At 68.4% G+C, this 9,342-nt stretch carries 10 protein-coding genes; 3 read left to right on the plus strand and 7 right to left on the minus strand.

Annotation, left to right across the window (positions count from 1 at the left end; translation table 11 throughout):
* The 3 genes from I71_RS10675 to I71_RS10685 form a co-directional block, all read left to right on the plus strand.
* On the plus strand, window positions 1-659 hold a 659-nt coding region (locus I71_RS10675; RefSeq protein WP_042694745.1), incomplete at its 5' end, for an ABC transporter ATP-binding protein.
* Between the two features lie 89 nt (window positions 660-748).
* Window positions 749-2,230: an NAD(P)-binding domain-containing protein gene (locus I71_RS10680; protein WP_083897088.1), complete on the plus strand. Its 1,482-nt coding sequence runs from the start codon at window positions 749-751 to the stop codon at window positions 2,228-2,230.
* Window positions 2,227-3,348 carry a peroxidase-related enzyme gene (locus I71_RS10685; RefSeq protein ID WP_042694747.1) on the plus strand — a complete coding sequence of 374 codons (1,122 nt, stop codon included), beginning with the start codon at window positions 2,227-2,229 and terminating at the stop codon, window positions 3,346-3,348. The genes I71_RS10680 and I71_RS10685 overlap by 4 nt, the downstream gene beginning before the upstream one ends.
* Before the next feature lie 10 nt (window positions 3,349-3,358).
* On the opposite strand, the gene I71_RS10690 is transcribed toward I71_RS10685, so the two are convergent.
* The 7 genes from I71_RS10690 to I71_RS10720 form a co-directional block, all read right to left on the minus strand.
* Window positions 3,359-4,096 carry a (5-formylfuran-3-yl)methyl phosphate synthase gene (locus I71_RS10690; protein WP_042694749.1) on the minus strand — a complete coding sequence of 246 codons (738 nt, stop codon included), beginning with the start codon at window positions 4,094-4,096 and terminating at the stop codon, window positions 3,359-3,361.
* Window positions 4,093-4,716, minus strand: coding sequence for a DUF447 domain-containing protein (locus I71_RS10695; RefSeq protein WP_244433751.1), 624 nt, complete (start codon window positions 4,714-4,716; stop codon window positions 4,093-4,095). Before I71_RS10695 ends, I71_RS10690 begins: the two co-directional genes overlap by 4 nt.
* Entirely contained in the window at window positions 4,713-6,131 is a 1,419-nt protein-coding gene (locus I71_RS10700; RefSeq protein WP_042694751.1) for a DUF6513 domain-containing protein, read from the minus strand. Before I71_RS10700 ends, I71_RS10695 begins: the two co-directional genes overlap by 4 nt.
* Window positions 6,107-6,676 carry a flavoprotein gene (locus I71_RS10705; RefSeq protein WP_042694753.1) on the minus strand — a complete coding sequence of 190 codons (570 nt, stop codon included), beginning with the start codon at window positions 6,674-6,676 and terminating at the stop codon, window positions 6,107-6,109. Before I71_RS10705 ends, I71_RS10700 begins: the two co-directional genes overlap by 25 nt.
* A 10-nt stretch (window positions 6,677-6,686) precedes the next feature.
* Window positions 6,687-7,400: a uridylate kinase gene (locus I71_RS10710; protein WP_244433752.1), complete on the minus strand. Its 714-nt coding sequence runs from the start codon at window positions 7,398-7,400 to the stop codon at window positions 6,687-6,689.
* Between the two features lie 4 nt (window positions 7,401-7,404).
* Window positions 7,405-7,887, minus strand: coding sequence for a dihydroneopterin aldolase (locus tag I71_RS10715; protein WP_042694755.1), 483 nt, complete (start codon window positions 7,885-7,887; stop codon window positions 7,405-7,407).
* A 155-nt stretch (window positions 7,888-8,042) separates the two neighbouring features.
* Window positions 8,043-9,062, minus strand: a complete 1,020-nt coding sequence (locus I71_RS10720) for a GlxA family transcriptional regulator (RefSeq protein ID WP_042694757.1) — start codon at window positions 9,060-9,062, stop codon at window positions 8,043-8,045.
* Window positions 9,063-9,342: the final 280 nt, after the last annotated feature.

The following is a 9,342-nucleotide window of genomic DNA, read 5'->3' on the forward strand; positions in this document are numbered from 1 at the left end:
CGCGCGGGCAGATCGTCTGCCTGCTGGGCGGCAATGCCATCGGCAAATCCACCTCGATGAAGGTCATCCTGGGGCTGTTGAAGCCGCGCTCCGGACAGGTGGTCTTCGACGGCCAGCCGCTGACCGGCCTGACCACGCCGCAGATCGTGCGGCGCGGCATCGGCTCCGTGCCGGAATCGCGCCGCCTGTTCGGCACCATGACGGTGCGCGAGAATGTGCTGATGGGCGCCTACACCCGCAGCGATTCCAAGGCGGTGGCGGAGGATTACGACGGCGTCCTCGGCCTGTTCCCCAAGCTGCGCGAACGCCACGCCCAGCAGGCGGGCACCCTGTCGGGCGGCGAGCAGCAGATGGTGGCGATGGCCCGCGCCCTGATGGGGCGTCCACGCCTGATCGTGATGGACGAGCCGACGATGGGCCTGTCGCCCTTGCATGTCGACCGCGTGCTGGAGATGATCCAGACCATCAACCGGCAGGGCGTCAGCATTTTCATGGTGGAACAGAACGCCAACCTCGCCCTGCAGATCGCCCATCGCGGCTATGTGCTGCAGACCGGCCGCATCGTGTTGTCCGGCCCCGCCGCCGACCTCGCCCGCGACCCGCAGATCCGCGACGCCTATCTGGGCGGCGCCCAGGCCGCCTGCAGGCTGACAGCCTGAAAGACCGCACCGCCTTCCTCCAGGGGTGGAGACCGTACGGACAACAGCCGCGCAAAGCGGCCCCCCAACACGGAGAGGACCCTTTCCCGATGACCGAGGACATTTCCGCCTTGCCTGCCGATGCGACTGCCGATGCGACCGAATACGCGACCGACCCTGGCCCCCGATCCCTGGCCGAGCTGGAGGCGCGGCTGGCCCGCGACTTCGACCTTCTCGCCCTGCCGCCGGCCGACTGGGTGCCGGCACGGGACGGCGTGCTTGATGTCGCCATCGTCGGCGCCGGCATGGCGGGTTTGACCGCCGCCTTCGCCCTGCGCAAGGTCGGCATTTCCAACATCCGACTGTTCGACCGGGCGCCGGCCGGCCGCGAGGGGCCTTGGGCGACCTACGCCCGGATGGAGACCTTGCGGTCGCCCAAGACGCTGACCGGGCCGGCGCTTGGCTTCGCCAACCTGACCTTCCGCGCCTGGTACGAGGCGCGGTTCGGCCTTGCGGACTGGGAGGCGCTGCATCGCATCCCGCGCCTGCAGTGGCTCGATTACCTCAACTGGTACCGCCGCGTCACCAACCCGCCGGTGCGGAACGACACCGCATTGACGGCGATCTCCGGCGATGCCGATGGCGTGACCCTCGATCTTGACGGACCGGAGGGGCGGCAGCAGGTGCGGGCAAGGCGGGTGATCCTGGCGAACGGCCGCGACGGTCTGGGCGGTCCCTTCATTCCGGCCTTCTGGAAGGCGGTGGACAAGCGGTTCTGGAGCCATGCCCATGAAGCCATCGACTTCGCGGCGCTGAAGGGCAGGACGGTGGCGGTTCTCGGTGCCGGCGCCGGCGCGGTGGACAACGCGGCGGAAGCGTTGGAGCACGGTGCCGCCAAGGTCTACATGCTGATCCGCCGTCCCGATCTGCCCCGCATCAACAAGGGGCTGGGCGCTGGCCATCCCGGCATGGTGCTCGGTTTCCACACCCTGTCGGACGAGCGGCGCTGGGCCTACAACCAGTACATCGCCGAGACCGGGGTGCCGGCACCGCACAACTCCATGCTGCGCTGTTCGCGCCATCCCAACTTCGCGCTGCTGACCCGCTGCCCGATAGAAGCGGCCGAGCCGGACGGCGACCGTCTGGTGCTGCACACCGGGCGGGGCGTGGTGGCGGTCGATCACGTCATTCTCGCCACCGGCTTCGCCGTGGATTGGGCACAGCGGCCGGAACTGGCGGAGATCGCCCGCCACACCCTGCTGTGGCGCGACCGCTATGTCCTGGCAGGTCGGGATGAGAGCGATTTTGCGCTGCACCCCTATCTCGGCGCCGATTTCGAGTTCCTGGAGCGCACCCCCGGCGAGGCGCCCTGGCTGAACCGTATCCACGCCTTCAACTATGCCGCGGTGCTGAGCCACGGCAAGGTGACCGGCGACATCCCCGGCATCAGCGCCGGGGCGGAGCGTCTGGCCGACAGCATCACGTCGGCCCTGTTCACCGAGGACTATGACCATCACTGGCAACGGTTGATCGGGTTCGAAACGCCGGAACTGCTGGGCGACGAATGGACCGAAGCGGAGGGATTCCGATGAGCGCCACCATCATCGATGCCACCGGCGAGATCGCCCGGGTCGCCCCCGACCTGATCGACCAGCTGGCCGGCCTGTCCGATGCCTCGCCGCTGCTGGTCTTGCGTGCCCGCCGGGCGGAGGTCCGCGCCCGCACGCAGGCGGCGCACGACGCCCTGCTGTCGCCGCGGCGTCCCGGCCTGTTTCCCGCCGCCGAGCGCGCCGCTGTGGCGGAGCGCATCGCCACGCTGGCCGGAAACGAGGCGCTTGCTGCCCATTACCGCGGGCTTGCCGCTGGCGCCGCCGCCCGCCCGGCCCTGATCGCCCACGCCGAGCGTGTCACGCTCTCGCCGCGCGAGTCCCGGCCGGAGCATCTGCGTGGGTTGGAGGATGCGGGGCTGGACGCCCATGGCATCGTCGCGCTGTCGCAGTTGATCGCGCTTGTGAATTATCAGGCCCGCCTGTTGGCCGGACTGCAAGCGCTGGAGAGGGGAGGTGCGGACGAAGGGCAAACCGACCTGCCGTCCGGGGCACCGGTTCCGGCCGACCCGTCGATCGGTTTCACCATCGACGTCCTGGACTGGAAGCCCTGGCTTGCCCCGGTGGCGCTTGAAAAGGCCAGCGAGGAGCAGCGCGTGGCGCTGGCGGTGACACCGTCCAACATGGCCATCGGCGCCTATTCGCTGGTGCTGGCGCATGAGCCGGAGGCGCTCCTCCACCGCACGCCGCTGTTCAACGGGATCATGTACGCCCCGCGCGGCCTGCCACGGGCGGAGCGCGAACTGGCGACCGCCGTTGAGTCGGTGCTGAACGGCTGCGTCTATTGCGCCTCGGTCCACGCCCGCCGCTTCGTCGAGCTGACCGGCGGCAGGGAAGCGGTCGAAGCGCTGTTCACACAGGGCATCGCCGGTCTGGAGGACCGGCGCCAGCAGGCGGTCTCCGTCGCCGCCGGCCGTCTGACGGCCTCGCCCGCCTTCCTGGCGGCAGGCGACGTTGCCGAGCTTCGCCGGGCCGGATTGCAGGATGGCGAGATCCTCGACCTGATCCTGGCCGTCGCGATCTTCGCCTGGGCCAACCGCCTTATGCTGAGCCTGGGGGAGCCGGTGCGCGAGACTGTGACCGCTTCAAGCGGACCTGCTTGAAGCCTGGCTTTCACGGGAAACCATAAGCCTGGAGTCCGTCCGGTGCTCCGGCTTGGCGGAGGCGGTCGGAGGAAACGCGCACGCCGTGAACGACCTCGGCGACCCTGTGCTGATCGATGACGTCGCGCCGTGCGCCGTTCCGGCAAAGAGCGCCGCGAAAGCCGAGGATCGACGGATGGAGGGCCGCCAGCGGACCGATGTCCGCAAGTCTCAGGGACCCGGCCAGCCCTGCACTCAGTCCGGCATCGCGGGCCTGCCCGATGAAGCCGGCCAGGGCGTCGGCAGACAGATGATCGCGCAGGGTGCGGCCATCCTTCAGTCCGGTGTCCAGCATCACGCCGATGAAGCCCGCTCCGGCCATGGCGCGGACGAGATCAAGGGTTGGGCTTACCATGTCGGCGAGGATGACGCCGAACAGCGCGGCGGGACCGCGCGCCTGTGCAGCCGCGGCGATGGAGGCCTGCGGATCGCCGCCCGCGAGGATGCCCATCTTCACGATGTCGACACCGGTGGCGGCGGTCCTCGACACCGCGTCCGCCACACAGGCCGGTTCCATCGGCAGGTCGCCGATGGTGGCGCTGACCGGTCTCCGTCCGGCAACCGCGTCCAGGCAGGAGCGGATGGTGCTGACGGGCAGGGCACCGAGGGCGCCGTCGTCCGGGTTCTTCAGGTCGATCAGATCGGCCCCGGCCGTCACCGCGATTTCGGACTCCACGGGATCGGTCACGCTGGCAAGCATGCGGATCATGAGAGCGCCTGTGGCTTTGCCAGGTCGGGAGCCGCGGCGCCGGTCGCGGGCGGCTGCGTTGGAGGTTTGCCAGCCCTGAAGGCGGTCACGCGCTCCGACAGCCAGCCCCAGGCCTCCCGCTCGCGGTCTCCCGCGGTCTTCTCCACGGCGATGGCAAGGTAAGCCATTTCGCGTTCAACCTTTTCCCACGGCAGCAGATGCAGGCGGCTGCACAGGATCGCCGCTTCGATCACCGCGGCGGCAGCGCGGTTGTGACCGCCGAAGGGCCGATGCGTCTCTTCATGGACGTTGCGGCAATGAAAGCGCGGGCGCACCGGATCGGCCTCGACCCGGACCACCTCCACCTCCCAATGGGCGAGGCTGTCAGCGAGACGCACCCCGGCGATGACAGTCGCCGGAACCAACGGCCAGTCCCGCCGCCCGGTCAGGCAGCCGGCGAACAGCCGCGCATCGTCGGTGAGGTTGATCACCGCCCGCCCGGTGGCGTCCAGCGCGTTGAGCGTGAGGGAGGGGCGGAAGGGGGCGATCACCAGATCCTCTCCGGTCCGGGTGATGCCGAACGGGGCAATGTGCGGGGTTCCGTCGGCGCCCAGCGTGGTGACGATGGTTTCCAGAATCATGATGCCCTTCCGCAGGCCCGTCGGCGGTCCTGCAAGGTCGTGCCCGCCGTCTTGAAGCCGTGGACATCGCTGTCCGCGTCTGCCGCCGTCTCCACGGCGCAGCCCCAGGAGAGGTCTTCGTCCTGAACATAGCGTTTTCCAAGCTGCCAGGCGAGGAAGGCCTTCTGCAGCTCCACCCCCATGTAGAAGGCATGTCCGCCGTCTTCCGCCAGCCCGAGCAGCGGATAGAGCCGGTAGGGGTCGGTTGCCACATGATGGCCGTCGCGGTTGTAGACGTGGACGCCGTCTTCGGCCACCTCGATCCGGAAGGAGGGGTCGCGGATGTTGCGGGCGGTTTCCGCGATCTCCGCCGGGGTGCCGGCGAAGGGGCGGCGGTCACGCAGAGCCATCAACCCGTCATCGATGCCCTTGGGCAGGCTGCCGCTGTCCGCAGCCGCATGCATGATGCGGCGTGCCCGGTCGGCTTCGCGCACCGCGGTGCGCGCGTGCGGACTGACCTGAAGGGTCAGGACGGCACCGATCGACAGTTCCGATACCATGCCCATCAGCAACGCCGTGGTGCCCGTGGTGTCGGCATCGGTCAATTCGGTCAGGTTGCCGATGCCCATCAGCATCTCGATGTCGTGATAGCGGCGCCGCAGCTCGTGATAGCGAACCACCGAGTCCGTGAAGCCGTAATGGATGGGGTCGAGAACCGGATCGGCGAGGAAACGGCGGCCGGAAGCCCGCAGCCGGTCGATGGCGCGGCCCAGGGAGTCCAGGTCGCGCGGCTTGGCGGGCACCAGGATCGGGGTCGCGTCGGTTCGCTCCAGCACCCACAGCGTGTCCTCGTTGAGGCTGAGCAGGTAGGAGGCGCCGGCGGACGCCCCGCGCAACAGCTCCTCCGGGTCGGCGCTGTCGACGCTGACCCTGTGGCCGCCGGCGACCAGGGCGGCGACGGCGGCATCCAGTCCCTCGAACCGCTCGCCGGGGTGACAGCCGAGGTCGATCACGTCGGCGCCGTCGCGGCGCAGCTTCGCAGCGGTCTCCAGCAAATCGTCGATGGAGCGGCGCGGGGCATCGACGATTTCCGCGAAGATCGTCACCGCATGGCGGGACAGGTCGGCCCGCGCCGGCCGGCCGCCGAGATAGGCCGGGATGTCGCGCAGCTCCTCCGGTCCGCGCTCGAAGGCGACGCCGAAATGCTCCGACAAGGCCGACAGATCGCAGCGGGTCCGCCCGGGCAGGATCACCCGCGCCCCGGCCGGCGGGGACGGCAGGCGGCGTTTGATCAGCTCCTCGGTCATCAGGGCGGCGACGCTGACGCCGATCTGCACCACGTCGAACCGGAAGGACGAGGGCGCCATCCCGTCGAGCACCGCCCGCAGGCGCGGCTCCGCCAGCTTTCCGGTCAGGAAGACGAGGTGGTCAGACATTCGAGACGCGCCTTCAGCGCGGATTCGAGTTCGGGCACGGTTTCGACGACGGTGGTCGCCTCGAATCCGCGCAGCCGGTCGACATTCTCCAGATCGATGCGCCGGGGATAGACCGGCACCATGCCGTGCGGCGCCTCCGTCATCATTTCCGGTGCGGTGTCGCAGGCGAAGACGATGCAGGGAACCCGGCATTTGCCGGCCTGGGCGAAGGCGTTGGTCGGCAGCGTGTCGGAAATCCCCTGAACGCATTTGGCCACCGTGTTCGAGGTGGCCGGCCCCACCACCAGCGTGTGGTATTCGCCAAAATAGAACCGCCCGATCTGCGGCGCGCTGGCCGCCCGGTCGCGGAACAGGCGGGTGCCGGGAGGGAAATTGCCGTCGCGGCGGCGGTACATGCGCATGACCTCCTCCGCCGCCTTGCTGAGGAACACGTCGAGCGGCGCCAGCCGCGTCATCAGGTCGAGCGTTTCCTTGATATAATGGCCCGACCCGGTCAGCGCCCAGGCCAGCCTTGGCGGGGCGGGAGGAGGAGCGATGCTGTTCATGCCCGCACGCTCATGCCCGCACGCTGGGCATCGGCTCGCCTTCCGGGCAGCGCAGCAGGGCGCAGCCGGGCGTGGCGCGGCCGGCCAGCGCCTCCTCCATCAGGACATGGTTGTCACGATGGATGCACCAGCTATCGCCGGCAAACCGTCCGCGCCAAAGGGGGAAGGCGGCGTCGACCAGCCCGTCGCGGGCCAGCGATGCCGCATCGGTCGCCGCACAGGGGCAGGGGCCGGACTTGACCAGCACCAGCGCCGCCGCGTCCAGTTCCACCGCCAGCCAGGCCGCGAGACTGTCGGAGGTGACGTCCCAGCTTTCGGCGATTTCGGGCTGGTCGAGCGCCATGGCCGACGGCAGCCACACCGCCGGCATCCGCGCCCGGATCAAGGACCGCAGCCGCTCGCGGGTCGCCGCCGTTTGCAGGGTCGGGCAGATGCCGTGCAGCATCAGCCCGAACTGCTCCATCGCCAGCAGGGCCATGCGGTGGGCGAGCCGGTCGTCGAAGCGCCAATTGTCCTGGGCGTCGCGCACCGCATCGGCGAAGGGGCCGCCGCCCGGCACGACGACCACGGGATGGAGATGGCCGGGCCGCGCGACCAGCTCCAGCCAGGTTCCCAGCCGGTGCCAGTCCGACAGGCTGCCGCCGATCTTGATCACCCAGGGCCGCACCGAGACGTTCCTGGCGGGGGTCGGCGATCCGTCTTCAGGGGATGCGGTGGCCGTCATCGGATCAAATCCGCCGCTCTGCCAGGATGATCGGGCGGTGCGATGCCGGGATCTGGTCGCGTGTCCGTTCCAGCCGGATGCCGGGAACCGCGGCGCCGTCATAAATATCCAGCTTCGCCACCGACACGCGGGCCGACTGCACCTGTTCGTGGGCCAGGCACATGCGGGCGATCTTCTCCGCCAGCATCTCCACGAGGTTGGTGTGCTCGTCCATCAGGATCCGCTTCAGCCCGGACAGCAGGTCATCGTAGGACAGCACGTCGCCGATGTCGTCGGAGAACTGGGCACCGTCCTGGCGCACCTGCAGCAACAGGTCGATGCGCACCCGCTGAGGGGCATCGCGTTCGTAATCGAAGACGCCGATCCGGCAGGGCAGGACGACATTCTCCAGGAACAGCTCGTAGAGGCCGGTGGGGATGGTGGACAGCACGGGATTGGCGGTGGGCAGGCCGCGTGCGCATTGGGCGGAGAGTATCGCATCTAGCATCGAGCCGTCCTCCTGGCTGTTGTCCGGCGTGGCCGGACGCGGATCTGGTGCCGGGTGGGCCGTCTTTGTACCTTATCGACATCCTGCGGGCGGCATCTGTTTGAAAGCGACACGAATTTGGCGATTCCCGCCGCTTCCTCCTTTTCCGCTGTGTGTCAGGTCAGGCCGGCGAACTCGTGCGCGGCGGCAAGCGGGCTGTGCCGCTGGTTCTGGCGGTCGCTGCGCGGCGCGATGCCGAAATGATCGCGGTAGCATTTGCTGAAATGGGTGGCGGAAATGAAGCCGCAGCTGATCGACACCTCCATCACCGACATCCGGGTCTGGCACAGCAGTTGCCGCGCCCGCTTCATCCGCAGGCCCAGATAATATTTGGCCGGCGAGCAGTTCATGTATTTGCGGAACAGCCGCTCCAGATTGCGGCGGGACTGCCCCAGTTCCGCGGCGAGCGTCAGCAGATCCAGCGGTTCCTCGATGTTGGCCTGCATCACCGCCACGGCGGCGTTGAGATCCTCATGGTCAAGCACCGGATTGGCCTGCAGTTCCTCCTGCTGGCGGACGCTGCCGGCGCGGATTTTGGTGTGCAGGAGCTGCTCGGCGATCTCCACCGCCAGCTTCTCGCCATGGCGGGCGGCGATCAGGTGCAGCATCATGTCGGTCGCGGCGGTGCCGCCGGCGCAGGTGAAGCGGTTGCGGTCGATGGTGAACAGCTCCCCCGTCGCCTCGATTTCCGGGAAGGTCTCGGCGAAGCCGGCCATATTCTCCCAGTGGATGGTGCAGCGGTAGCCGTTCAGCAGGCCGGCCCGGGCCAGGATGTGGCTGGCGGTGCACAGGGCGCCGAAGGCGACTCCCTGCGCGGCCGAACGCCGCATCCACGAGAACATCGCCCGGTCCTCGTACCAGTGGCCGCCGATGCCGCTGCATACCATCACGGTGGACAGCGGCGGCGCGTCGGCGATGGCGTGGTCGACGCAGATGCCGATGCCGTTGCTGGCCCGCTGGACTCCGCCATTCGGGGAGAGCAGCACCCAGCGATACAGCTCCTTGCCGCTGATGTGGTTGGCGAGGCGGAGAGGCTCCACCGCCGCGGTGAAGGCGATCATGGAAAAATCGGGAACCAGGAGAAAGCCGATGGTGTCGGTCTTGGAATCGCCGGATTGCTGTTCGATGCACTTCATTGTCCCGTGCCCCTCTTCCGCTTTCCTGTTCGTATCGTGGGTCGCGAATGGTCGGCGAACACGCTGTTTTCCCGCGGCCTTGTTTGCTTTGCGGCCACGTTCGGATGGGCGGGAGGTCGGGTCCTATCCGCACCATCGATCTTTTATGACAAGCAGCCTACGCAGGTTGCGGCCTGGTGACATTGAACAAAGCGGACATAATTCTTGAAGAAGCACGACGTTGGTCGGATCGAGATTGTTTTTTACAAAAATCATCCGGGGGTGCGGACGATCATATCTC

This window comes from Azospirillum sp. B506, from assembly GCF_000333595.1.
In the GTDB taxonomy this organism is placed as follows: domain Bacteria; phylum Pseudomonadota; class Alphaproteobacteria; order Azospirillales; family Azospirillaceae; genus Azospirillum.

What these genes read in the sequence shown, in the direction of transcription:
- I71_RS10705 (WP_042694753.1), bottom strand. Translation starts at nt 6,676, where the DNA reads ATGAACAGCATCGCTCCTCCTCCCGCCCCGCCAAGGCTGGCCTGGGCG.
- I71_RS10715 (WP_042694755.1), bottom strand. Translation starts at nt 7,887, where the DNA reads ATGCTAGATGCGATACTCTCCGCCCAATGCGCACGCGGCCTGCCCACC.
- I71_RS10710 (WP_244433752.1), bottom strand. Translation starts at nt 7,400, where the DNA reads ATGACGGCCACCGCATCCCCTGAAGACGGATCGCCGACCCCCGCCAGG.
- I71_RS10720 (WP_042694757.1), bottom strand. Translation starts at nt 9,062, where the DNA reads ATGAAGTGCATCGAACAGCAATCCGGCGATTCCAAGACCGACACCATC.
- I71_RS10690 (WP_042694749.1), bottom strand. Translation starts at nt 4,096, where the DNA reads ATGATCCGCATGCTTGCCAGCGTGACCGATCCCGTGGAGTCCGAAATC.
- I71_RS10700 (WP_042694751.1), bottom strand. Translation starts at nt 6,131, where the DNA reads ATGTCTGACCACCTCGTCTTCCTGACCGGAAAGCTGGCGGAGCCGCGC.
- I71_RS10680 (WP_083897088.1), top strand. Translation starts at nt 749, where the DNA reads ATGACCGAGGACATTTCCGCCTTGCCTGCCGATGCGACTGCCGATGCG.
- I71_RS10695 (WP_244433751.1), bottom strand. Translation starts at nt 4,716, where the DNA reads ATGATTCTGGAAACCATCGTCACCACGCTGGGCGCCGACGGAACCCCG.
- I71_RS10685 (WP_042694747.1), top strand. Translation starts at nt 2,227, where the DNA reads ATGAGCGCCACCATCATCGATGCCACCGGCGAGATCGCCCGGGTCGCC.